General features: G+C 37.0%; 23 protein-coding genes, 10 tRNA genes and 2 riboswitches (1 of these 35 cut by a window edge). Of the genes, 26 read left to right on the top strand and 7 right to left on the bottom strand.

The window, feature by feature from the left end; genetic code table 11:
- The 10 genes from PYW42_RS04445 to PYW42_RS04490 all read left to right on the top strand — a co-directional run.
- A tRNA-Glu gene (locus PYW42_RS04445) sits at window positions 1-48 on the top strand (it extends 24 nt beyond the left edge of the window).
- A 27-nt stretch (window positions 49-75) separates the two neighbouring features.
- Window positions 76-148, top strand: a tRNA-Val gene (locus PYW42_RS04450).
- 10 nt (window positions 149-158) lie between these two features.
- Window positions 159-234 (top strand) — tRNA-Asp (locus tag PYW42_RS04455).
- 45 nt (window positions 235-279) lie between these two features.
- Window positions 280-352 (top strand) — tRNA-Phe (locus PYW42_RS04460).
- A 5-nt stretch (window positions 353-357) separates the two neighbouring features.
- A tRNA-Tyr gene (locus tag PYW42_RS04465) sits at window positions 358-438 on the top strand.
- A gap of 4 nt (window positions 439-442) precedes the next feature.
- Window positions 443-516, top strand: a tRNA-Trp gene (locus PYW42_RS04470).
- 36 nt (window positions 517-552) lie between these two features.
- A tRNA-His gene (locus PYW42_RS04475) sits at window positions 553-625 on the top strand.
- 14 nt (window positions 626-639) lie between these two features.
- A tRNA-Gln gene (locus PYW42_RS04480) sits at window positions 640-711 on the top strand.
- Between the two features lie 25 nt (window positions 712-736).
- Window positions 737-807: transfer RNA gene (locus PYW42_RS04485), tRNA-Cys, on the top strand.
- Between the two features lie 13 nt (window positions 808-820).
- Window positions 821-904: transfer RNA gene (locus PYW42_RS04490), tRNA-Leu, on the top strand.
- A gap of 17 nt (window positions 905-921) precedes the next feature.
- Here the strand turns inward: PYW42_RS04490 and PYW42_RS04495 are convergent.
- The 3 genes from PYW42_RS04495 to PYW42_RS04505 all read right to left on the bottom strand — a co-directional run bounded on the left by PYW42_RS04495 (window position 922) and on the right by PYW42_RS04505 (window position 4,121).
- A complete protein-coding gene (locus PYW42_RS04495) occupies window positions 922-1,182 on the bottom strand; it encodes a hypothetical protein (RefSeq protein WP_002363651.1) in 261 nt (86 codons plus the stop codon).
- A 68-nt stretch (window positions 1,183-1,250) separates the two neighbouring features.
- Window positions 1,251-1,418: riboswitch (M-box (ykoK) riboswitch) on the bottom strand.
- 62 nt (window positions 1,419-1,480) lie between these two features.
- Window positions 1,481-2,260 carry an ABC transporter ATP-binding protein gene (locus PYW42_RS04500; protein WP_002410992.1) on the bottom strand — a complete coding sequence of 260 codons (780 nt, stop codon included), beginning with the start codon at window positions 2,258-2,260 and terminating at the stop codon, window positions 1,481-1,483.
- Between the two features lie 88 nt (window positions 2,261-2,348).
- Entirely contained in the window at window positions 2,349-4,121 is a 1,773-nt protein-coding gene (locus PYW42_RS04505; RefSeq protein ID WP_002384764.1) for an ABC transporter permease subunit, read from the bottom strand.
- Window positions 4,122-4,165: 44 nt separating this feature from the next.
- A riboswitch (M-box (ykoK) riboswitch) is annotated at window positions 4,166-4,333 on the bottom strand.
- Window positions 4,334-4,647: 314 nt separating this feature from the next.
- On the opposite strand from PYW42_RS04505, the gene PYW42_RS04510 reads away from it, so the two are divergent.
- From PYW42_RS04510 to PYW42_RS04520, 3 genes are all read left to right on the top strand, one after another.
- Window positions 4,648-5,163: a P-loop nucleotide/nucleoside kinase family protein gene (locus PYW42_RS04510; protein WP_002388943.1), complete on the top strand. Its 516-nt coding sequence runs from the start codon at window positions 4,648-4,650 to the stop codon at window positions 5,161-5,163.
- A 268-nt stretch (window positions 5,164-5,431) separates the two neighbouring features.
- Complete coding sequence (locus tag PYW42_RS04515) at window positions 5,432-7,030, top strand: Nramp family divalent metal transporter (protein ID WP_002382010.1); 1,599 nt, start codon at window positions 5,432-5,434, stop codon at window positions 7,028-7,030.
- Window positions 7,030-7,455 carry a universal stress protein gene (locus PYW42_RS04520; RefSeq protein WP_002358161.1) on the top strand — a complete coding sequence of 142 codons (426 nt, stop codon included), beginning with the start codon at window positions 7,030-7,032 and terminating at the stop codon, window positions 7,453-7,455. Before PYW42_RS04515 ends, PYW42_RS04520 begins: the two co-directional genes overlap by 1 nt.
- 54 nt (window positions 7,456-7,509) lie before the next feature.
- On the opposite strand, the gene PYW42_RS04525 is transcribed toward PYW42_RS04520, so the two are convergent.
- Window positions 7,510-9,180, bottom strand: a complete 1,671-nt coding sequence (locus PYW42_RS04525; RefSeq protein WP_002388916.1) for a PucR family transcriptional regulator — start codon at window positions 9,178-9,180, stop codon at window positions 7,510-7,512.
- A gap of 380 nt (window positions 9,181-9,560) precedes the next feature.
- On the opposite strand from PYW42_RS04525, the gene PYW42_RS04530 reads away from it, so the two are divergent.
- The 5 genes from PYW42_RS04530 to PYW42_RS04550 all read left to right on the top strand — a co-directional run bounded on the left by PYW42_RS04530 (window position 9,561) and on the right by PYW42_RS04550 (window position 14,899).
- Window positions 9,561-11,222 carry a peptide ABC transporter substrate-binding protein gene (locus tag PYW42_RS04530; protein WP_002409356.1) on the top strand — a complete coding sequence of 554 codons (1,662 nt, stop codon included), beginning with the start codon at window positions 9,561-9,563 and terminating at the stop codon, window positions 11,220-11,222.
- Window positions 11,223-12,473: an amidohydrolase family protein gene (locus tag PYW42_RS04535; protein WP_002409355.1), complete on the top strand. Its 1,251-nt coding sequence runs from the start codon at window positions 11,223-11,225 to the stop codon at window positions 12,471-12,473.
- Window positions 12,470-13,687 (top strand): amidohydrolase, encoded by a 1,218-nt coding sequence (locus tag PYW42_RS04540; protein ID WP_002388777.1) that lies wholly within the window; start codon window positions 12,470-12,472, stop codon window positions 13,685-13,687. The genes PYW42_RS04535 and PYW42_RS04540 overlap by 4 nt, the downstream gene beginning before the upstream one ends.
- Before the next feature lie 234 nt (window positions 13,688-13,921).
- Window positions 13,922-14,401, top strand: coding sequence for a GAF domain-containing protein (locus PYW42_RS04545; RefSeq protein ID WP_002358155.1), 480 nt, complete (start codon window positions 13,922-13,924; stop codon window positions 14,399-14,401).
- Window positions 14,402-14,467: 66 nt separating this feature from the next.
- Entirely contained in the window at window positions 14,468-14,899 is a 432-nt protein-coding gene (locus tag PYW42_RS04550) for a VOC family protein (RefSeq protein ID WP_002395025.1), read from the top strand.
- A gap of 44 nt (window positions 14,900-14,943) precedes the next feature.
- Here the strand turns inward: PYW42_RS04550 and PYW42_RS04555 are convergent, their stop codons facing one another.
- The 3 genes from PYW42_RS04555 to galM form a co-directional block, all read right to left on the bottom strand.
- Complete coding sequence (locus tag PYW42_RS04555; protein WP_002379300.1) at window positions 14,944-15,582, bottom strand: sugar O-acetyltransferase; 639 nt, start codon at window positions 15,580-15,582, stop codon at window positions 14,944-14,946.
- A gap of 120 nt (window positions 15,583-15,702) precedes the next feature.
- A complete protein-coding gene (locus tag PYW42_RS04560) occupies window positions 15,703-15,849 on the bottom strand; it encodes a hypothetical protein (RefSeq protein WP_002384758.1) in 147 nt (48 codons plus the stop codon).
- A gap of 130 nt (window positions 15,850-15,979) precedes the next feature.
- Window positions 15,980-17,038, bottom strand: coding sequence for a galactose-1-epimerase (galM, locus tag PYW42_RS04565; RefSeq protein ID WP_002406988.1), 1,059 nt, complete (start codon window positions 17,036-17,038; stop codon window positions 15,980-15,982).
- A gap of 198 nt (window positions 17,039-17,236) precedes the next feature.
- Between galM and PYW42_RS04570 the strand changes: the two genes are divergently transcribed.
- The 8 genes from PYW42_RS04570 to PYW42_RS04605 all read left to right on the top strand — a co-directional run bounded on the left by PYW42_RS04570 (window position 17,237) and on the right by PYW42_RS04605 (window position 24,192).
- Window positions 17,237-18,400, top strand: a complete 1,164-nt coding sequence (locus PYW42_RS04570) for a galactokinase (RefSeq protein WP_002384756.1) — start codon at window positions 17,237-17,239, stop codon at window positions 18,398-18,400.
- A gap of 15 nt (window positions 18,401-18,415) precedes the next feature.
- Window positions 18,416-19,405, top strand: a complete 990-nt coding sequence (galE, locus tag PYW42_RS04575) for a UDP-glucose 4-epimerase GalE (protein WP_002361578.1) — start codon at window positions 18,416-18,418, stop codon at window positions 19,403-19,405.
- Window positions 19,406-19,419: 14 nt separating this feature from the next.
- Window positions 19,420-20,910, top strand: a complete 1,491-nt coding sequence (gene galT, locus PYW42_RS04580; protein ID WP_002411158.1) for a UDP-glucose--hexose-1-phosphate uridylyltransferase — start codon at window positions 19,420-19,422, stop codon at window positions 20,908-20,910.
- 6 nt (window positions 20,911-20,916) lie between these two features.
- Window positions 20,917-21,921, top strand: a complete 1,005-nt coding sequence (locus PYW42_RS04585; RefSeq protein ID WP_002388863.1) for a LacI family DNA-binding transcriptional regulator — start codon at window positions 20,917-20,919, stop codon at window positions 21,919-21,921.
- A gap of 9 nt (window positions 21,922-21,930) precedes the next feature.
- Entirely contained in the window at window positions 21,931-22,497 is a 567-nt protein-coding gene (locus PYW42_RS04590; protein WP_002414355.1) for a kinase, read from the top strand.
- Between the two features lie 27 nt (window positions 22,498-22,524).
- Window positions 22,525-22,824, top strand: a complete 300-nt coding sequence (locus tag PYW42_RS04595; protein ID WP_002384750.1) for a hypothetical protein — start codon at window positions 22,525-22,527, stop codon at window positions 22,822-22,824.
- Window positions 22,825-22,890: 66 nt separating this feature from the next.
- Complete coding sequence (locus PYW42_RS04600; protein WP_002407075.1) at window positions 22,891-23,403, top strand: GNAT family N-acetyltransferase; 513 nt, start codon at window positions 22,891-22,893, stop codon at window positions 23,401-23,403.
- Window positions 23,404-23,433: 30 nt separating this feature from the next.
- Window positions 23,434-24,192: an aminoglycoside adenylyltransferase domain-containing protein gene (locus PYW42_RS04605; RefSeq protein ID WP_002386017.1), complete on the top strand. Its 759-nt coding sequence runs from the start codon at window positions 23,434-23,436 to the stop codon at window positions 24,190-24,192.
- The last annotated feature ends 19 nt before the right edge of the window (window positions 24,193-24,211 follow it).

The raw sequence follows: 24,211 nt of genomic DNA on the forward strand, positions 1-24,211 counted from the left end.
CACCGCCCTTTCACGGCGGTAACACGGGTTCGAGTCCCGTACGGGTCATTTATTTTAATAGTAACATTCCTTTTTGGAGGTTTAGCTCAGCTGGGAGAGCACCTGCCTTACAAGCAGGGGGTCAGCGGTTCGATCCCGTTAACCTCCATTACTCGGTTGGTTCCGTGGTGTAGGGGTTAACATGCCTGCCTGTCACGCAGGAGATCGCGGGTTCAAATCCCGTCGGAACCGCCATTTAATGTTGTTACTTGAAAATTATTTGAACAAGCTTTTGTTTTAGGCGTGGTAGCTCAGTTGGTAGAGCAACGGATTGAAGCTCCGTGTGTCGGCAGTTCGACTCTGTCTCACGCCATTTATGGAGGAATAGCGAAGTGGCTAAACGCGACGGACTGTAAATCCGTTCCTTAGGGTTCAGTGGTTCGAATCCACTTTCCTCCATTTTAGGGGCATAGTTTAAAGGTAGAACAACGGTCTCCAAAACCGTTGGTGTGGGTTCAATTCCTGCTGCCCCTGCCATTTAATTATTTAATAGATACACTTTTTAAGATTACGGCGATCGTGGTGAAGTGGTTAACACACCAGATTGTGGCTCTGGCATTCGTGGGTTCGATTCCCATCGGTCGCCCTTTGTAATTTTATTGGGGTATAGCCAAGCGGTAAGGCAACGGACTTTGACTCCGTCATGCGTTGGTTCGAATCCAGCTACCCCAGTTTTTTTGTAACAAAAATGGAATATGGCGGTATAGCCAAGTGGTAAGGCAGAGGTCTGCAAAACCTTCATCACCGGTTCAAATCCGGTTACCGCCTTCCAAAATATCTTGCCGGCGTGGCGGAATTGGCAGACGCGCTGGACTCAAAATCCAGTTCCTTCACGGGAGTGCCGGTTCGACCCCGGCCGCCGGTATACTAAAGACTGTTAAATCATTGATTTAACAGTCTTTTTTGTTTATTATTTTCTAGAATACATAAAAAAACCATCTCAAAAAAATGAGATGGAAAGTTAAGTGAGAGAGTGATAAGTATAGTGCGAATAAATACAAGGGTTACAGAAGAATGTGGGGGTTCTGCATCATCGTCATTAAATGTTCCTGCAGTAGGAATATGAATTTCTGTCATATTATATTCAATAACTTGAACTGTGATGATTGCAACAGTTCCAATGATTGCTAACATAGTAGTCATACTTTCACTCCTCTCTTAATTTTAAATAAAAGTACTTACTTAACTGATTGACTAGAGACTAAAAATATATATCAACATGAACGTTGAGCTTTAGCACTATACAACGTAAAGATCACTCTTAGCTATTTTGAGAAAAGCCTTCTCCTCGACCAGTCTTGTTCTACTCATTGGTGTCTCTCGACATTTCTGAGCAATAGCCTATGTTTGTATAGGAGCCTCACCTAACTTATTACAAAGAAATAATAGTCTTTTAAGTAACTCTTTGTCAAGACATAAGCAGAAGTCAAAACAGTTCTATTTACAAATGAATGCGACGAACCATTTCTTCTGTTATTTGTTCTACAATATCAATGGTTGTTTTTGGCGAACGTTGATTTCTGGGGATATCGATTGAGTAAATTTTGGCAATACGACCAGGATTTGCATCCATTAATACAACCCGATCAGAAAGTTGAACTGCTTGTTGAACATCATGCGTGATCATCACAATTAATTTAGTCGCAATTTGATTGTTTAGCCAAATTTCTAATAAATCGTTAGATAATTGGCTGGCTGTAATGATATCTAAAGCTGAAAAAGGTTCGTCTAAGAGCAATAAGCTAGGTTCGATGGCTAAAGCACGAGCAAAGCCTACACGCTGTTTCATTCCACCAGATAACTCTCTGGGATAAGCTTTTTCAAAACCAGTTAAACCAATCATTTCAATGAGATTACTGACTCTTTTATTTATTTGTTCGCGAGAAATTTCTTTACGGTTTTCTAAGCCAAAGCTGATATTTTTTTCAACTGTCAACCAAGGAAAAAGGGCAAAATGTTGAAAAACCATGCCGATATTGGCATCAGGCTCATTAATGATTTTATCTTCAAAAGTAATTTCACCTCTAGTTGTACGAAGAAGTCCAGCAATACTTCTGAGCAACGTTGATTTTCCTGTTCCTGATTGTCCGATAATACTTAAAAATTCATTCGTTTTAACTGTTAAATCAATATTTTCAAGGACTTTTAAATGTTCTGAATGTCCTTCAATTTCAAATTCTTTATATACTGATTTTATGCTTAATAATTCTTTATTTTCCATCGTCTTATTAGATAGGTCAAGGGAAATCACCTATCGTTCTCCTCTCTAGTTTATCTTAAAAATTTAGTCGAGTTGAGTCGTCCAGCTATTAATAGTGAAATTTTTGTTTTGCTGCTCGATATAAAGGTTGCCAAACAAAGGCGATACATAAACCAACAACGAAACACATCGCTAAGGTTCCTAAGGCAGATTTATCTTTTACGCCATCGTTTGCCGCAATATATTGTCCTAGGCCAGTAACATCTATTGATTTTTTGCCCCATTGAATGCTTTCTGCTGCGATATCAGCGTTCCAAGCAGCACCAGCAGCGTTAATAATTGCTGTAATGAGGTAAGGTAAAATAGAAGGGATCAAAAATTTTGTCCACCATTGCCATTTAGATAATTTAAAAAGTTTGGTTACGTCACGAATATCATCAGGGATGGCTAAGTAGCCAGCAATTACATTAAAGAAAAAATACCATTGGCAACCAACCATGATGAGTGGTAAAATCCACCATTCTAATTTGTTGAAGCCCATACTAATAATCAACACAATGAATGGAGTATAAACATTTGACGGAATGGAGCCTAAAATTTGTCCAATCGGTTGAACGATACTTAAGCGCCGATTATCATTCGCAACCCAGATTGCTAAGGGAGTAAAGATAATGCCAGCAACGACCATGGCCAAGGTAACCCGTAGTGTAGTATAAAGGGTTAATCTAGGAATCATGCTGAAATCTTGATGGGGCAAGAAATGATAGAGCTTAATAGAACAATAAACCCCAATAATGGTTAAGCTGACATACCATAATGTTTTGAAGAAATGGCGTAATTTTGCTAGTAATCGATAGAGATAGTCTAGCTTGAAAAAGTACCAAACTTTTGGTAAATCGTAAATCCAAAAATGACTGAATTTCACAAAAGCTTTTGAAAAGTATTTCGTTAAAGTTGCTTTTTTTAATAAATGATAAATGATGGATTTAGGTGGCGTCGTACTTTCGACATCTGTTTCATATTTAAAATAATAAGTGGCTCGAACTAAAGGTTGAAAAACTAAAAAGTTTAAAATCACCACATTGATTAATAAGGCAAAAACAGCCCATAAACAGGATTTAAAGTCGGCTCGATTTAATGCTACTTGGATATAAGAACCAATTCCTGGTAAATAAAGGTTGGTTTCTTTAGGAAAGGCAACAGAAGCTTGCTCGCTGGCCACCAAGGCAAACCAAGCCGCAGTTTGAGAAATAATAACGTTCCAAAGTAAGCCAGGAATTGAGTAAACAAATTCAAGCCGCCAAAATTTTTCCCAAGCATTGTACTTGAACTGATCGGTCACATTGACTAGATCTGAAGGAATAACTTCCATTATTTGATAAAGAGTCAACATGATGTTCCAAGCTTGACCTGTGAAGATGGCAAAAATAGCAACCGCTTCTGCGCCCATCACATTTCCTGGAAATAAACCAAGTAACCAAGCAGTTGTAAAGGTCAAAAAACCTAGCAATGGAACAGATTCAAGGAAATTAACTAATGGTAAAATGACTCTTCGTGCCGTTTTATATTTTACGGCTAAAATACCAAAAACAAAGGAAAACAGGAAGGACCAAGCCATCCCCACAATCATTCGAAACATGGTTCGAATTGAAAAGTAAAAAAGATTTGATGGAGATAAGAAATCATCTGTTTTACTTGGTGTTGCGAGGAATTCTTCTGAGGGAAGGGTGTGGAGAGGGCGATTCATTTTTAGCCAAGAGAAGACGATGATAAAAATGAAAATGCCTAAAATGATGAGCAAGGTAAGATTCCCGATACTTTTAGCAAGTAGGGTATTTTTCTTAGATGATGCAGTGACAGCTTTCAATTTAAAAACCTCCAATTAATCATATTAAAGAGGTCGCCGAATAAAAGAAGAAGATTATAGGGTAATCACAATAATTGAGCTTTGGCTTTCTGAGACGTAAGAAAAAAATTCTAGTTATCTTAGGAAAGCCTTAATTCGACAATCCCTGCTTTACTCGTTACTGTCTCTCGACATTTCCGAGCGATAACCTGTGTTCTTCAGAGTAACCTCACCTAATATGATTCTATTTGATTTACATGCTTATCATACTCGTGACTAAAAATAAAACAATTTCTAGCTGGTTATACCTGAATTACTGTTTGTTGTTATTCTATTCAATTATTCTTAAAAAGATTGCCCACATTCTGTTTTTTTAGGGAGAAATTATCAGATGAGTATGTTATATAACCCGAGGTTAATAGCGTAGGATGTTGTATTTTTAGTTTGTCTCGTTTACTGTTAAAGATGTAAGTAGTAACTATAAGTGAATGGCTAAAAAAATTAAAAGTAATCTAGCACCTAAATTAAACAACAAAGAAATTTGTTCAGAAGAAAGGAAATTATGATAATTATTTGGTTAAACGGTGCGTTTGGATCCGGAAAAACGACCATTGCACATGAGTTACAACAAAAACTTCCCAACGCAATCATTTATGATCCAGAAATTATTGGTAGTGCATTGATGGAGCTAGTTCCCGAAGAAATGAAAGAAAATGATTTTCAGGAGTATCAGGAATGGCGTTGCTGGAATGCTCATTTATTAAAACGAATGTCCAAAGAGTCTGGACGGCCGATTATTGTTACAATGACCCTTTATAAAAATGAATATGAAGAAGAGCTGATTGGATATCTGAGACGAGCAGGCATTGACGTTTATCATTTTTTGTTAGCGGTCGAGAAAGAAGAAATTTTACAAAGATTATTGAAAAGAAATGATGGAACTTTTGAATGGGGGAAAAATAAGTTGCCCGAAGTACTTGAAGGTTTTCGTCAGATTAAGTTTACCGAGATTTTTAGAAATCATTCAGCTGACACGACAGAAATTGTAGCATCCATTCTTAATAGAATAACCGAATAAAAATAAAATAAGGGACCTAAGCCGAAATGACTTAGGTCCCTTATTTTCTACTTCTTAAGATAATCAACTACCAGCTACCCTGATTTCTTCAAACTTTAAGATCGCACATTTACGACAATCTATTTTTACACTGTCAAAATTTTCTTTCAAGTCTTGCATTTTGTTATTTTTAGCAGTATATTTTAGGTGTACCTAAAATATACTAGAGGTTAACCTTCTAACGGGAAGGGCCTTTTAAAATTATTGCAAAACGAAAGAAGGAATTGAATTGAAAAATTCAGAAGAACATGAACCAAAGCAAAGACATCATTTGATTGAATATGCAAATGGTCCTTCGCTTGAAGAAATTAATGGCACCATCGACGTGCCTAAAAATATGAGTTTTTGGAAAACGTTATTTGCTTACTCAGGTCCAGGAGCATTGGTAGCAGTGGGGTATATGGATCCAGGAAACTGGTCTACTTCAATTACTGGGGGACAAAATTTTCAATATTTATTGATGTCGATTATTTTAATTTCCAGTTTGATTGCAATGTTGCTCCAATATATGGCTGCTAAATTAGGCATTGTTTCACAGATGGATTTAGCACAAGCGATTCGTGCTAGAACTAGTAAGACGTTAGGTATTGTATTATGGATTTTAACAGAGTTAGCAATTATGGCTACAGATATCGCTGAAGTTATCGGGGGCGCAATTGCCTTATATTTATTATTTCATATTCCTTTAGGTCTGGCTGTCTTCATTACGGTATTTGATGTTTTACTTTTGTTGTTATTGACAAAAATTGGTTTTAGAAAAATTGAAGCTATTGTTGTTGCTTTAATTGTTGTTATTTTTGTGATTTTTGCTTATCAAGTGGCATTGTCAAATCCAGTATGGGGAGATGTAATTAAAGGGCTGGTTCCTAGCGCAGAAGCTTTTTCTACATCACATGCGGTGAATGGGCAAACGCCACTGACAGGTGCATTGGGGATTATTGGTGCAACAGTGATGCCTCATAATTTGTATTTACATTCTTCTGTTGTCCAAAGTCGTAAAATTGATCGTAAAGATAAAACCGATATTCAACGCGCTTTACGCTTTTCAACTTGGGATTCTAATATTCAATTAACGATGGCATTTTTTGTTAACTCTTTGTTATTGATTATGGGTGTGGCCGTTTTTAAATCCGGCAGTGTCAAAGATCCTTCATTCTTTGGTTTGTTTGATGCTTTATCAAATCCAGCGGTTATGAGTAATTCTATTTTAGCGCATATTGCAGGTTCTGGAATTTTATCAATTTTATTTGCGGTAGCCTTATTGGCATCAGGACAAAATTCAACAATTACAGGAACCTTAACTGGTCAAATTATTATGGAAGGGTTTATTCATATGCGCGTACCAATTTGGTTACGTCGGATGGTCACACGTTTGTTATCTGTTATTCCTGTCTTAATTTGTGTTTTAATGACCAGCGGAAAAAGTACAGTGGAGGAGCATATTGCGATTAATAATTTAATGAACAATTCACAAGTTTTTCTAGCATTTGCTTTGCCATTTTCGATGTTGCCTTTACTGATGTTTACAGATAGCCGTGTTGAAATGGGTGAACATTTTAAAAACTCGTGGTTAATTAAATTGTTAGGCTGGGTTTCTGTCATTGGCTTAATTTACCTCAATATGAAAGGCTTACCTGATCAAATTGAAGGATTTTTCGGTGATAATCCGACAGCGAGTCAAATTACGTTAGCCGATAATATCGCCTATGTCATCATAGCACTCGTCATCCTCTTGTTAGTTTGGACGGTTGTGGAATTATATAAAGGCGATAAACGATATGCACAGCAGCTTGCAGCTATGGAGCAACAAGTAGAGGAGGTTAAATAATGAAATTTTCAAAAATTATGGTTGGTGTTGAAGAGTCGCCAGATGCGTTAAAAGCATTTCATTATGCTATCCAAAAAGCAAAAGAAGAACAAGCTGAATTGGTTATTGTTTCGATTTTAGAAGAGAAAGAGATTAATGTTTACCAATCGTTAGATAAAAATTATTGGCAAGAACAGTTGGCGAAATTAGAGAAACAAACGGAAAAATATCAACAAGAAGCGTTAGCGAATGGCATCGATAAAGTAAGTGTAATTGTCAATGAAGGGAACCCAGGAGAATTAATTATTAATAAGCTTATTCCTTTGAATAAACCAGATTTGTTAATTATTGGCTCCAAGTCAACTAGCAAATTAAAAAGCTTTTTTGGTAGCCAAGCAGCTTATATGGCTCGATATGCACCGATTTCTGTAATGATTATTCGCTAACAAAATTGAAACAGTTAAAAAAGCCGCCACGATTTACTATTCGTGGTGGCCTTTTTATAGTAATTTTTGTTTATATAAATAAACAGCCAAACTTAGTTGTAGCGAACTATCAGGAAATTCTAAAGTTAAGTGAAGAATCTCTTCTATTTTTTTTAAGCGGTAAATAATTGTATTACGATGTACATACATATTTGTGGCAGTCAACGAAATATTTTTATTCGATTGAAAGTAGGTGTTGATGGTTTCTAGTAGGGAACTTTCATGTTTTTGATCTTCTTTTTCTAATGGTTCAATCAATCGTTGATATATTTTTTGTTTGGCTTGTTTGGTCAGGGTTTCGATCATTAAACGATAAAAAAAGAGGTCGTCATAATTCAAAATAGTTCGTTGTTGTAATTCTTGACTTGCTTGTGCTAAGTGGAATGTTTCTTGTGCTAATTTATAAGAATCACACAGATTGGTGATTTTTTTGACAGTTGGCCCAATCGCTAATTTAAATGATAATTTTGGATTCAGTTTCATTAGTTGCTCTAGTAAATTCTTGGCAAGATGAGTGGTTTGTGCAAGGTAGGTGGCTTCCTCTTGCGCTGGATTTTCTAGTAATAAAATAAAGCCAGTTTGTGTAGGAAAGGCAGTAATTTTTTGTCGATATCCTTCTAAAATATGATTCAATTGATGGCCAATGCTATTCATTTGAATAGTCGGATTAAACAGTTGTTCCAATTGTTCAATGGCTACAAGCAAGAGACTAAATGTATCTTTTTCATTTAATTGCAGATAATTACTAAATTCTTGCCAAGCTTGAGGATTGGTATTTTTTTCTTGGATAAGGTCTTGAAACAGCGCCCCGATCTTTTGCCTCGTTGTTAAATTTTCCGAAGATTCTAATTGAAGTTGTGGTAAAAGGTAGTGAGCACAGACCTCTACAGATAATAAATCAATCGTCTGTAATTTTTTGGTAGTTTGCCAAATCACTAAGTAAGATAAGCTGAGATTTTTCTTTTTGATGGGTAAAATTCGCAAAGATAACTGATGGTTCGCTAAGGAAAATTCAACAGTCAATGGTTCTTTATAAAATAATAGGAGCTCATTGTTCTGGGCTTTTAAAGCTGTCTCAAACTGTTTTTTGAGAGTCGCGTTGTTTAAAATACTGGTGATTCTTGTTGGCGCATCAGGTAAATCAAAATGATTCATAATCTGAAAACGCTCGTCTAAAAGCATTACAGGCGCTTGAATCGCGGCACTTAATACTTCCAGTAATTGGGTACTTTTTCCGCCAGCTTTGATAATTGTATAAAATTTATTATGCATATGAACAGAATGTTGGCTAATCGTTTCGTCAGGTTGATTGACTCGGCGATTGACCAATGAAATAATTTGAGAAAAGTTGTAATTATAAGGGATTGAGAGAATTGGTAATCCGACGTCATTCGCTAATTGGATCATCTCTTGTGGAACTTCATTGAAATAACGTTGGACTTTAAAGCCTAGAGCAGCGCAGTTCATATTTGCTAGTTCTTGAATAAGACGTTTTTGCAAGCAAGGCTGATCTTTGAAAATATAGCCGGTAGTTAATAAAATTTCTCCTGGCGTTAACCAGTCAAAAGCATCAGGATTTTCTAAAATATTTGCTTGTAGAATTGGCGCATCTAAATTGGTCTCGTGCGTCAATAAGGTTAAACCAGGTAGTTCTTCTGCATGGAGTAGATCAGTGACCGTCATCATTAGCAAGGCCTCCTTTTGTATGAATTATCTAAAAATTAAGTGTATTTATTGTAAGATGTTACAAAACTATTTTAGGGAAAATAAGGTATCCTTATACTAATAGAAAAAAGTTCCAAGTCATTACGTGATTGGTAGTCACAAATGACCAAATAAGAACAATCAGCGCTTACAACCTATAGAAACGCATCGTTTAAAGATATAGCAATAGTATACTTAATTTTTAATGCTTTTACTATTGTTTCAGCTACTTTAAATTTCTCAAGTATTTCTATAATCTGTAAGTTTTTTGAGACTCTTATCAGATATGCTTCTTTTTCTATATTTTATCAGAAAATTCTGGTAACTTTGAAGGTTATAGTTTGTAAAATGGAGGGATCGGTATGAAGAAATTAAAAATGTTAGGATGCGTCGGTTTGCTTTTAGCTTTAACGGCTTGTCAGGCGGGAACGGGAAACTCGGCTGATAGTAACAAAGCAGCGGAACAAAAAATTGCAATTAGTTCTGAAGCGGCTATTTCGACAATGGAACCACACACAGCGGGGGATACGACCTCGACTTTAGTCATAAATCAAGTTTATGAAGGACTCTATGTTTTAGGTAAAGAAGATGAATTAGAGTTGGGGGTCGCTGCCGAAGAACCAGCGATTTCTGAAGATGAAACCGTTTATACATTTAAGATTAGAGAAGATGCCAAATGGTCGAATGATGATCCAGTAACAGCAAACGACTTTGTTTATGCATGGCAACAAGTTGCTTCCCCTAAATCAGGATCGATTCATCAAGCTTTATTTTTTGATGTCATTAAAAATGCTAAGGAAATTGCTTTAGAAGGCGCAGATGTGAATACTCTTGGGGTTAAGGCGCTAGATGATAAAACGTTAGAAATAACTTTAGAACGGCCCACCCCTTATTTGAAATCTTTGCTTTCGTTTCCTGTTTTGTTTCCGCAAAATGAAAAATATATCAAAGAACAAGGGGATAAATATGCCACTGATGCAGAACATTTGATTTATAATGGTCCTTTTAAATTGAAAGAATGGGATAATGCCTCTTCCGATGACTGGACCTACGAAAAAAATGATACGTATTGGGATGCTGAAAAAGTTAAATTAACAGAAGCGAAAGTTTCAGTAATTAAGAGCCCAACGACAGCGGTGAATTTGTTTGACTCGAATGAATTGGATGTAGTGAATAAGCTAAGTGGTGAATTTATTCCTGGTTATGTTGATAATCCAGACTTTCTTTCAATTCCTCAATTCGTCACATACTTTTTAAAAATGAACAGCGTTCGTGATGGAAAAGAAAATCCGGCTTTAGCGAACAACAATATTCGTAAAGCGTTGGCACAAGCTTTTGATAAAGAAAGTTTTGTAAAAGAAGTCTTGCAAGATCAATCAACGGCTACAGATCAAGTAATTCCTCCGGGACAAACGATTGCGCCAGATGGAACAGATTTCACAAAACTAGCTGCTAAGAAAAATAACTACTTAACCTACGATACAGCGAAAGCAAAAGAATTCTGGGAAAAAGGGAAAAAAGAAATTGGGCTGGATAAAATCAAATTAGAATTTTTAACAGATGATACAGACAGCGCCAAAAAAGCTGCTGAGTTTTTCCAATTTCAATTGGAAGAAAATCTAGATGGATTAGAAGTGAATGTTACTCAAGTTCCTTTTACTATTCGTGTTGATCGTGATCAAACGAGAGACTATGATTTAGAATTATCTGGTTGGGGAACCGATTATCGTGATCCATTAACAGTTATGCGCATCTTTACTTCGGATAGTACCTTGGGCGGCGTAACGTTCAAGAGTGATACGTATGATCAATTAATTCAAGAAACTAGAACAACACATGCGGCTGATCAAGAGGCTCGTTTAAATGACTTTGCTCAAGCACAAGATATTTTGGTGAATCAGGAAACGGTTTTAGCACCAATCTACAATCGAAGCATTTCTGTATTAGCTAATCAAAAAATCAAGGATATGTATTGGCATTCATTTGGACCTACGTACAGTTTAAAATGGGCTTATGTTAACTAATTGAATGAAGGTAGGAAGGGGTTTGTCATGCTTTTAAAAAACTGTAAATTAGAAACAGGATTTTCTACTGTGAATCAGCGAATTGTTGCGACAGAAACAGCTAGCTATGATATTCGAATTGAAAACGAGGTCTGTACTGCGGTCGCACCGCAGTTAAGGCCTTTAGAGAACGAAACAGTTATCGATGTGAATCAGCAACTCGTTTTACCTGCTCTAAGAGAAATGCATATTCATATTGATAAAACGTATTTTGGGGGACCTTGTAAGGCCTGTCGTCCACTAACGAAAGGAATTTTAACACGTATTGAAGAAGAAACTTGGCTGTTACCTGAACAATTACCAACTAGTTTAGAACGTGCTTGCCAAGTTATTGAGCAGTATATTCAACAAGGCCATTATCATATTCGCAGTCATTGTAATGTAGATCCATCTATTGGAACGAAACATATTGAAATCACTAAAGAAGCATTTAGTCGATATGAACAATACATTACTCATGAAATTGTGGCTTTTCCTCAACACGGATTACTCCGCTCACAAGTCGAACCTTTGATGCGCGAAGCCTTACGCATGGGGGCAACTCATGTTGGCGGCGTTGATCCAGCCCTTGTGGATCGTCATGTGAATCATTCAATCGCAAAAATATTTGAATTAGCTACCACATTTAATAAAAAAATTGATGTTCATTTACACGCCCGTGATACTTTGGGACTTTATGAATTTAATAAATTTGTTGATTATACAGAACAAGCAAAGATGTTTGGCAAAGTTACTTTAAGTCATGCTTTAGCCTTAGGGAGCTTAGAAGAAGCAGCAATTAGAGACATTGCGCAAAAATTTAGCGAAACAGGTATTGATTTGACTTCGACTGTACCAATTGGAATGCCCACCATGCCGATTCCAACCTTGGTTGAACAAGGTGTTAAGATCTCCGTGGCTCATGACAGTTTGACGGATCATTGGTCGCCTTTTGGCAGTGGCAATACAATAGAAAAATTAAATACAGCCGCTCAAAGATTTAAAATTAGCGATGAGTATCGCTTGAATCGTTTATGGGGCTTAGCGAGTAATTTTGTAACGCCTCTTGATCCTAACGGGCAGCGAGTTTGGCCTAATGTCGGCGATTCTGCAGATTTCCTACTATTTAATGCTGAGAGCACTGCTCACGTGATTGCACGCCAACAGCCAATCCAACAACTGATACTAAAAGGACAACTGGTTGAAGCCGTTCAAAAGGGGGAAAAAGAATGACAGCATCCATTGTTTATTTGAATAATGTTCGTTTAGAAACTGGTTTTGCTAAAGACCACCACGAATTAACGTATACTAAAACCGCACGCTATACTTTAGCGATTCAAGAAGGCAAAATCCAAGCGATTATTCCGCAAAATCAAGTCACTGAAAAGCAACAAGGCACTGATTTAAACGGACAACTGGCTATTCCCGCTTTTCAAGAGAGTCATAATCACTTAGATAAAACCTACCTTTCATTAGGCTGGCGTGCTAGCCAACCTGTTAAAAATTTAAAAGAGCGTTTAGCAGACGAAGCCAGTGAACTTAAATTGTTAGCTCCGTCAACAGAACAACGAGCGACGGCCATGATTGAAAAATTGATTGGTTATGGAGCCTCTTATATTCGGACACATGTCAACATTGATCCTTATGTAGAACTAGAAAACTTCTGGGGCGTCAAAAGAGCCTTAGAAAAATATGCGCATGTGATTGATTATGATATTGTTGTCTTTCCACAGCATGGATTATTAAAAAATCCCCACACGGTTTTACTCATGAGAGAAGCCCTAAAAAATGGTGGAACAATGGTTGGCGGTTTAGATCCTGCAGGCATTGATTATGCAATTGAAGAATCTTTAGAAACTATTTTCGATCTGGCAGAAGAATTTCAAGTAGGAATCGATATCCACTTGCATGATACGAGGGAAGTTGGCGTTTATACAATTGATAAATTTTTAGACATTTTAGAAGAACGAAAATTTACTCAGCGAACCGCTATCAGTCACGCCTTTGCGCTGCTAGATGTACGACCAGCAGAAAAAGAAAAACTATACCAACGCTTGGCAACGCATCAAACGGCGATTATGTCTACAATTCCCTATGATCCTCGTTATTTATTGCCACCAATTGATGTGTTACGCCAAGCTGGTGTATCGGTTCATTTAGGTAGTGATGGCTTTTTTGACTCTTGGAGTTCTAATGTTTCAGGTGATTTATTTGAAAAATTACGTAATTTTTGTGAAATGACAGGAAAGATTACAGAAGAGCAACTTACTCAAGCTTACGTCCATGGCTGTGGCAAAGAAGCACCTTTTTCATTTGAAGAAGAACGTCTTTGGTTTACAGAAGGCGACGAAGCAAACTTTATCTTTACAGAAGCAGCTTCTACAGCAGAAGTGATTGCTAGAAAACCGCAGAAACGCCAGATTATGTTGAAAGGACAATGGGTTTAACTTGCTTTAAAATTAGGTAGAAATAGAATGCTAAAAAGCCAAACAGAGGAAACGGGGTTCAGCTCTGAGCAACGCACAGTGTTAGTCCTGCGGTTACTCGTCACAGTTTAATGCGTATAAAGTGCTTCTGCTCACAACGTGGATCAGCTTTTCAAGTTTGTTTGACTCACTTTAACATAGCACTTTTGCGTATCTTCCTTTATAATAAGACAAAATGAAGGAGATGAACCAAGCATGACTGAACAAACGAGAGAAAACAAAAAAGCAGCCTACGAATTGTGCTTACAACAATTGAGCGGTTTGTTAGAAATAGAAACGGATGCTATTGCAAATTTAGCAAACTCGTCCGCGTTAATTGCACAAACATTACCAGATACCGTTTTTGCTGGGTATTATTTATATAAAGATGAAGAATTAGTTTTGGGGCCTTTTCAAGGGAAAGTCTCTTGTACCAGAATTAAAATGGGCAAAGGTGTCTGTGGTGAGTCCGCGGAAAAACAAGCTACATTGATTGTTGATAACGTGAAGACACACGCCAATTATATTTCTTGTGACTCAGCTGCGATGTCTGAAATCGTTGTACCGATGGTAAAAAATCATCAATTGGTCGGTGTTTTAGATATTGATAGTGGTGTAACAAATAGCTATGATGCGGTTGACCAACTGTATTTGGAAAAATTTGTTACCTTGTTACTAGAAAAATCAGATTTTTAAGCAGACTATTTTTGCTTTCTGACAAATCATGAGAAAATAAAGTATAAAATTTGATCATGAAAGAAGGTGAGTCATTTGTTAGAGCTGTATATAAATTTTAAAGGTGAAGCAAAAGAAGCAATTACGTTCTATGAAGATGTTTTTGATACAAAATGTCAAAATTTAATGACTTTTGGCGAAGCACCTGAAGATCCTGAGCATCCTATAAACGACGAGATAAAGGATTTAGTGATGAACGCAAGTATCATTATTGAAGGAACCTATGTAATGATTTCAGATGTTCCTGATATGTTTGGTTTTGAAGTTACGGAAGGAAATAACCTTTCGCTCGTGGTTAGCACAGATGATGATGAAAAAATTGATCGCTTATTTAAACGATTATCTGAAGGTGGCACTGTTACAATGCCATTATCTGAAACTTTTTGGTCCAAAAAGTATGGTTCCCTAAAAGATCAGTTTGGCATCCATTGGATGTTTAATTATTATGAAGAAAATTAAAATAAAAATCCCCAATCCGTTATTTTCATTGGATTGGGGATTTTTTATTCATGAAAGAATTGCTTCTTAGCGATTTGATACTGCCGTTGCTTTTCTGTCCAAAATTGCTGATCGTTTTCATCAATTTTGCGAATGACTTTTGCTGGATTACCTCCAACAATCGTGTTGGCAGGAACGTCTTTTGTAACCACAGCACCAGCAGCGACAATAGCATTTTTTCCAATTGTAACGCCAGGTAAAATGGTGGCACTTCCGCCAATCCACACGTTATCTTCAACAATAATTGGCGTCCCGAATTCTAATTCTGCAGTTCGAATCGTTGGATCAATTGGATGGCCGGCAGTATAAAAACTAGCACGAGGGCCAACCATGACATTATCACCGAAGATGATTTTGTTTACATCTAAAAAAATGCAATCCATATTTGCATAAAAATTTTCTCCTACCTCAATATGGCGACCGTAATCTACATGGAGGGGTGGGGTGATATATAACTCATTGCCAGTTTTTCCTAATAATTCTTTTTCTAGGGCCACAATTTCTTTCACATTATCGATAGGAAGTTGATTGATTTTTTGAGCTAACACCTTGCCTTTTGTTGATTTGTTTTCGGGTAAAATGGTGGGGGCGTAATATAATTCACCTTTTAACATTTGCATATAATCAAAGTCATTTTGTTTCATGTAAGCGCTCCTTTAGGCTTTTTCTCTATTGTATCAAATCAATACAATAAGTCGAGGAATATGTAAAATAAAAAAGGACAGATAGCAAAATAGCCTTGCTTATCTATCCTTTACCTAAGGTTATCCAATTTTTTTAACTCTCCCGCCAATTTTATCTGCTAATTTTTGTGCTTCTTTTTCAGAGTGGTAAACTAAACAACCTGATTTATCTCGCGTACGTTTGCCATCTGCAGTTAAATAGCCATGAAAAAATTTGATTGCATACATAGACATCACCGCCTTTCTAATTGAAAATAGTGTAAATGGAGCGATTAAAAATGTCAAATAATAGAAGTGCTCTTAACCATTCTTATCTTTTTTAGTTCGAAGATAAGCTTGGTTAAGAGCACCATTTCACTTAATAAATTAGTTTGAAACGGGTCGTTGAGTGAAATTCCTGTTCAGGTGAGAGGGTGATAGAACCGAACAACGGAAATCTTTCAGCACCAGGACAGACTTGGGTTTCAAATGTGAGCGCTCCGTGATTGACTAATTTTTGCCCTTGAATATCGGGACCGTTATCAGCAAAATTTGCTGAAAAAATAACAACTGAAGGTTGATCAGTGAACATCTCTAAGGTGATATCTTTAGTAGGACTTTTTAAGATAACATCTGGGTTAATTAAATCATGATTGGTTAAGATGAAAGGGTGATCGAAGCCGTTCATCTTTTGAATTTGTTCATCGGTACTTGAAAAAACCTCAGCTAATTTTTTAGGTTTTTGTAAATCAAAAGCTGTCTGGTCGACGGAAGCTAATTCTCCAAGCGGTAAAACTCTTTCATCAAGCGGGACAAACTTTTGGGCATTTATTTGTAACTCATGCGCATCAATGGGAATTGCAGGATTTCCAGTTAAATTAAAGTAGACATGATTGGTTGGATTAAAAAGTGTTTGTTCATCTGTAGTTGCCTGATACTCAATTTGCCATTCATTTTCTTCAGTCAATGTATACGTGACTGAAACAGTGAGATTTCCAGGAAAACCATTTTCACCAGCAGGACTCTCTAGCCAAAATTTCACAGAAGGATTCACTTGTGCCTCTTGGATTTCGCTGTGCCATTTTTTACTTTCAAACCCAGGTGTGCCGCCGTGAAGTGTTGTTTGAGTAGGAGTATTAATCATCGTTTGATACGTTTTACCCGCTAGTTTAAAGGAGCCATCGGCAATTCGACCAGCTGTTCGACCAATTGTTGCACCAAAATATAAGTCTTTAGACAAATATTCATCTGCTGAGGGAAAGCCTAGCACGAGTGATCGGGATTCATTTTTTGTAAGAGGAACGTCGAGCGCAACAATTCGCGCACCAAAATCTGTTGCTTTTAAAGTCACACCATTTTTATTCGTCAGTGTGTAAAGAAGCATTCCTTGTCCAAATGATTCAGTTGAAATAGTCAAAATAATCAATCCTTCCTTCAAGTAAATATTTAGTAAATTTAATTTTGTTTTTTAGATTATTTAAATAGTCGAAAAGAAACGCTAAGAAAATAGATCTTTATTTAATTGTATTGTACACGTTTTCAACCGAAATGACAATTAAGGAAATGTTAAGTAAATATTTGCAAAAGTTTAGTAAATATTATACAATTTGTTTACTAGTGAAAGGAGCGATTAGTGATGGAAGAACTGTTAATGAATCGATTTGTAGAAATATTTGGTGAGAAAGGGACAGCCTGTTATTTTGCCCCTGGAAGAATTAATTTGATTGGTGAACATACAGATTACAATGGCGGTCATGTTTTCCCAGCGGCTATTACGTTAGGGACATTTGGTGTGGCAAGAAAAAGAGACGACCAAAAAATTCGGATGTTTTCTGATAATTTTAAAGAGGTTGGTCTCATCGAATTTTCATTAGAAGATTTAACCTATTCAGATTCAGATGATTGGGCAAATTATCCTAAAGGCGTTTTAAATTACTTGATTGAAAGCGGACACAATATTGATTCTGGCTTAGATGTGCTCTTCTACGGTACGATTCCTAATGGTGCTGGCTTGTCTTCTTCTGCTTCTATTGAACTTTTAATGGGAACGATCTGTAATGATTTATATGCTTTACACTGTCCAATGCTTGAATTGGTGCAAATCGGTAAAAAAGTGGAGAATGAATTTATTGGCGTTAATTCGGGAATTATGGACCAATTTGCCGTGGGGATGGGAGAAAAAGATCAAGCTATTCTACTAGATACCAATAATATGCACTATGAAATGGTTCCCGCCAAATTAGGTGAGTATACGATTGTCATTATGAATACTAACAAACGTCGTGAATTAGCAGATTCAAAATATAATGAACGCCGTGCAGAATGCGAAGAAGCCGTTCGTTTGCTTCAAAAAGAGTTATCTATTGAGTTTCTAGGTGAATTAAACAGCGAGACATTTGAACAATATCAAGCATTGATTGGAGATCCAACGTTGATTAAACGAGCGCGTCATGCCGTCACAGAAAATGAACGAACTTTATTGGCAAAACAAGCGCTAACTGAAGGGGATTTGGAAGAATTTGGCTTATTATTAAATGCCTCACATCGTTCGCTAAAAGAAGATTACGAAGTAACTGGCATTGAGTTAGATACCTTAGTGGCTTGTGCGCAAGAACAACCAGGCGTTTTGGGCGCACGGATGACTGGTGCAGGGTTTGGCGGTTGTAGTATTGCTTTGGTACCAAAGCAAAATATAGATGCATTTATTGAAGCTGTTGGCCAGAGTTATCAAGATAAAATTGGCTATGCTGCTGATTTTTATCCTGCATCAATTGATGATGGTGCCAGAAAGTTATTTTAGAAAGGAAGGCTTTAAATGTCTATTTTAGTATTAGGTGGCGCAGGCTACATCGGCTCACATGCCGTCGATCAATTAATTTCAAAAGGCTATGCCGTTGTTGTTGTTGATAATTTATTAACGGGACATCGTTCAGCAGTTCATGAACAAGCGACTTTCTATGAAGGCGATATTCGTGATAAAGCTTTTTTACGTAGCGTCTTTGAAAAAGAATCAATTGAAGGGGTGTTGCACTTTGCGGCCAATTCTTTAGTAGGAGAATCCGTGGAGAAACCGTTAATGTATTTCAATAACAATGTTCACGGCACTCAAATTGCCTTGGAAGTCATGCAAGAATTCGGAGTGAAACATATTGTTTTTTCTTCCACAGCGGCCACTTATGGCGAACCAAAAGCAATGCCTATTACAGAAGAAACCCCAACGAATCCTAAAAATCCGTATGGGGAAAGTAAATTAATGATGGAAAAAATCATGAAATGGTGCGACAACGCTTATGGAATGAAATATGTTGCTTTGCGTTATTTTAATGTTGCAGGAGCAAAAAAAGATGCCTCAATTGGTGAGGATCACACGCCAGAAACGCATATTGTGCCAATTATTTTACAAGTGGCATTAGGCCAACGAGCAGAGCTAAGTATTTTTGGGGATGATTATGATACACCAGATGGCACGTGCATTCGAGATTATGTTTACATTGAAGACTTGATTGCAGCACATATTTTGGCTTTAGAATATTTGAAAAATGGCGGCGAAAGTGACGTCTTTAACTTGGGAAGCAACAACGGCTATTCTGTTAAAGAAATGTTAGATGCTGCTCGCGAAGTGACAGGCCAAGAAATTCCTGCAACAATCGCGCCACGCCGAGCAGGGGATCCTAGTACGTTAATTGCTTCTAGTGAAAAAGCCAAACGAGTTTTAGGCTGGCAACCAGAAGTAACTGAGGTCAAGGATATTATCGCCACCGCTTGGCAATGGCATGTGAAACATCCTCAAGGCTATAATGAATAGGAGAACATCAGATGATGAAAGAAAGTAGTAAATGGATTGCTGCATTTGTAGAGATAATCATAGAAAATGGCGATTGGACGGAAACAGACCGCTATTATTTGACGAATCGGATTGCCAAACTAGTTGGCTGTGATTTTTTTGAACAACCAGAAGCGGTTGCTTGTGAGCAAGAACCGTTGCGTGTGGTGGAACATCTTTTAAACATTGCACAAGCCAATCACCAAATCGATGACTCAATTACGGAAGCAGAACAACTAGAAGCGGAGTTAATGGATTTTATTACGCCGACCCCAACCATCATTAATCAGAAGTTTATGGATTATTATCAAGAGTCTCCACGAAAAGCAACGGATTATTTTTATCAGTTATGTAAAACGAATAACTACATTAAAACGAAAGCAATCGCCAAAAATATTATTTTCCCAATGGACTCACCCTATGGTAAACTAGAAATTACCATTAACTTATCGAAGCCAGAAAAGGATGCTCGAAAAATTTTGGCTGAAAAGAAAATGAGTCAAAAAAAATATCCAGCGTGTATGTTATGTATGGAGAATGAAGGCTATTATGGCCGTGTAAATTATCCAGCACGGACAAACCATCGGATTATCCGACTAAATTTAGAGGACGAAGCTTGGGGCTTTCAATATTCGCCATATGCTTACTATAATGAGCATGCGATTTTCTTGGACCAACAACATCGAGAAATGAAAATCGAGAAAAAAACGTTCCAGCGGCTCCTTAAAATTACGGAGTTATTCCCTGAATATTTTGTGGGCTCTAATGCAGATTTGCCAATTGTTGGTGGTTCTATTTTATCTCATGATCATTACCAAGCAGGACGTCATACATTTCCAATGGATTTAGCACCAATGGAAAAAAGATTTTCTTTGAAAAAATATCCTGAGATAACTGCTGGTATTTTAAAATGGCCGATGTCTGTGATTCGTCTTCAAAGTGATCGTCAAGAGGAACTAGTTGAGGCGGCCGAATTAATTTTGACCAAATGGCGCAATTATTCTGATGAACGTGTCTCAGTTCGGGCCTATTCAGAAGATGGCACACCGCATCATACGATTACGCCAATTGCCCGACGCAAAGGGTCATTATTTGAATTGGATTTAGTTTTACGAGATAATAATGTTTCGGAGGAATTTCCAGATGGCATTTTTCATCCACATCCAGAAGTACAACATATTAAGCAAGAAAATATTGGCTTAATTGAAGTAATGGGACTAGCTATTTTGCCACCAAGGCTAGCACAAGAATTAAGAGAAGTCGAAAAGTATTTATTAAAGCAACCCAATCAAATTGCTGAAAGTCATCGAGCTTGGGCGGATGAACTCAGTCAGCAAACCATCACTGAAGCCAATGTCAAAGAAGTGATCCAACAAGGAATTGGGACAATTTTTGTTCAAATTTTAACAGATGCCGGCGTCTTTAAACGTGACGAAGAAGGTCGTCGTGCTTTTGAACGATTTATTCAATGTATAGAAAATGATTAGTTTGAGGTGAGGAACATCGTAACCATTAAAGATATAGCAGAGCAAGTCGGTGTTTCTTCAGCGACAGTTTCGAGAGTTTTGAACTATGATGAAACATTATCAGTTAGTGATGAAACGAAGAAGAAAATATTTGAAACAGCAGAAACGTTAAATTATAAAAAGCGAGCCAGAAAAAAACAAGCAGGCAAAAAGAAAATTCGGTTTGTCCAATGGTTCAGCGATCCAGAAGAACTGGATGATATTTACTATTTATCGATTCGTTTAGGTGTTGAAAAGCGGGCAGAGGAATTGGGTTTTCTTTTAGTCAAAGAATCTCTGACAAACCTGTCTCAAAAAAGATTTGATGGGACAATTGCCCTAGGAAAATTTGATGAAAAGCAAGTGGCGGCCTTAGCCGCCTTAGGCGCACCTCTTCTATTTGTAGACTTTGATGCAATGGCTTTTGGCCAAAACTCCATTGTTGTTGATTTTGCTGGAAGTGTTAAAACAATTGTGCAAGAATTTTTGGCGCAAGGGCATCAGAAAATTGGTATGCTTTCTGGGCAAGAATATACGAAAGAGTCCCACGTGGCATTGGTTGATCCACGTTTTGTCGCTTTTAAAGAAACCTTAAAAGATCTGGACCTTTATCATCAAGAATGGGTTGTCGAAGCAGCTTTTTCTGTTGAAGAAGGCTATCAAGCGATGAAAGACTTTATTGAAGAAGCGGACACTCGTCCAACCGCTTTTTTCGCTGCAAGTGATACATTGGCGATTGGTGCAATGCGGGCGTTACAAGAAGCAGCCATTCGTGTGCCAGAAGATATTTCTATCATTGGTTTTAATGATATTAGTGTCGCAAAATATGTTTCACCAACATTAACAACAGTTAAAGTTCATACTGAATGGATGGGTGAGCTAGCCGTTGAGACAATGAAAGAGTTATGCTTGAATCCCCCCCCAGTTCCTAGAAAAATTATTGTCGGAACGGAATTCATTCAGCGAGATTCAACGAAACATTCATCAAAATAACAGCAAAACTTGGAGAGTTTTTTCCAAGTTTTTTGCTCTTTTGTGCTGGTTTTCAACAATCAAGAAAATGGAGGGAAACAGATGCAACCGAAATTAATTATTTTACGTGGTAATTCTGGTAGTGGTAAAACAACGATAGCTAACGCGCTTCATCAGTGTCTTAAAGAACAATCGTTATTGATTTCTCAAGATGTGGTGCGCAGAGAAATGCTTCGTGTTAAAGATGAAACAGGTAATCTAAGTATTGCTTTGTTAAAACAGTTGGTAGCTTTTGGGTATCAAGAATGCCAGTATGTGATTGTTGAAGGGATTTTTCAAAAAGCCATTTATCATTCCTTTTTTCAGGAAATAATCCATCTCTTTGAAGGAAACGTTCAGGTTTATTATTTTGATATTTCTTTTGAAGAAACGTTGAAAAGACATAGCCAGAGAAACAAGAATCAAGAATTTGGTGTCGTGGAAATGAAACGTTGGTGGCTACCAGAAGATTATTTAGGGCTTGCGGGAGAACAGCGGTTATCTGAACAACTGTCTGAAAAGCAGATTATCAGGCAAATTTTAGCAGATATTCAGTAGTAAGTGCTGCGCTTTTTAGAGAAATGGATGTTGTGGTATGATAAAAAAGAAGGAGTGGTTTCAATGGATTACCAAGAACGATTAAAAAATTTACCACCTGAAGTCATGACAGCTTTTTCAGAATCATTTATTTTTTTAATCAGTAACGATAAAGTTCAACATTTTCCTGCACGAGACTTAACGCAAGCTGAAATGATTCAACGAGTGAAAGAGAAATTAGGTGAAGCGGTGACGTGGTCCTTATGGCAAGGGTTCGTTATTGCTGTTAATTCAGAAAAAACATGTGTTGCTGTTTTGCCCAAATATCATCAACTCGATGGTTTTTGAAAATGAATAAGGGAGCGAAGAATTATTCGCTTCGTTTTATAAAATGAAAACGCTTTTCGGGAGGGAATGCTAATGTCTGAGCTAGTGGTTATTAGAGAAATGCAAGAGAAAGATATCTTAGCGCTGGATACTCAATTTGTCCAACAAGGTTGGCCAAGTCGCCAAGAGATTGTAATGAACTATTTAGAAGAACAATTAGTCAAGCAACGAACGGTTTTTGTAGCGGAGAAAAAGGCAACGCTGTTAGGTTATGTGACGTTACTGCCATTAGCTAAGGAAGGACCTTTTAAAAATTTATATCCTGAAATAGCTGATTTCAATGTATTCTTGCCATTTCAAAAACAAGGAGTGGGGCGGTTATTATTAAATCGTGCAGAAAATGTTGCCAAAAGTTATGCAGATACTGTTTCCTTGGGAGTAGGCCTGCATCCTGGTTATGGTGCAGCGCAAAGATTATATATCAAACAAGGATATGTGCCAGATGGTTCAGGAGTTTGGTTTCAAAATAAGCAGCTGAAACCAAACGAACGGTGTGTTAATGATGATGAGTTAGTTCTTTATTTATCGAAAAAACTATAGCAATTGTCAATCAATAATGGAGGAATAATCGTGGTTCATCAATTATTAGCTCAAATGGAAAATGGATATATGAAAATAATAAAAGAAAATTTAGTTGGAATATATCTTCATGGTTCTTATGCTTTTGGAACCTATTGTCATTCAGTAAGTGATTTGGATGTACTGATTGTGGTTTATGAAAAGCTTACTATTGATGAGAAGAAACAATTATTAGATTATACAATTAATATTTTAGATAAGTGGGCACCAAAAAAAGGGATAGAATTCCATGTGCTACAATTAAAAGATACAATAAATTTGAGTTATCCGATTCCCTTCGATTTACATTTTTCTCCGATACATCGTTCCAGATATCTGACTAATAAAAATAAATATATTGAAGATATGATGGGATACGATGAGGATCTAGTGGCACATCTTATGATTACAAAATTATATGGAAAAGTACTCGTAGGAAAACCGATTGATTCCGTTTTTGGCTGGATAGATCAAAAGAAATATTTTGAAAGCATTGTAGCTGATGTGAAAGAGGCAAAAAAAGAAATTGTTCAACAACCTATGTACGTTATTTTAAATCTGTGTAGAGTAATGGCGTTTAAGCAAGAGAATAAAATTTTATCAAAAAGGGCTGGCGGGGAATGGGGCCTAGTACATTTTCCTACTAATTATCATTCGCTGATACAACTAGCTTTAAAAGAGTATCGAGGCGAAACAGTTTTGTTAGAGCAATACAATGATTCAGAATTAAATGATTTTGCGGATATTACGCTTTCGTTATTATTTAAGTAAGAATGTAAAGGAGGGTGTT

It is taken from the genome of Enterococcus faecalis (assembly GCF_029024925.1).
In the GTDB taxonomy this organism is placed as follows: domain Bacteria; phylum Bacillota; class Bacilli; order Lactobacillales; family Enterococcaceae; genus Enterococcus; species Enterococcus faecalis.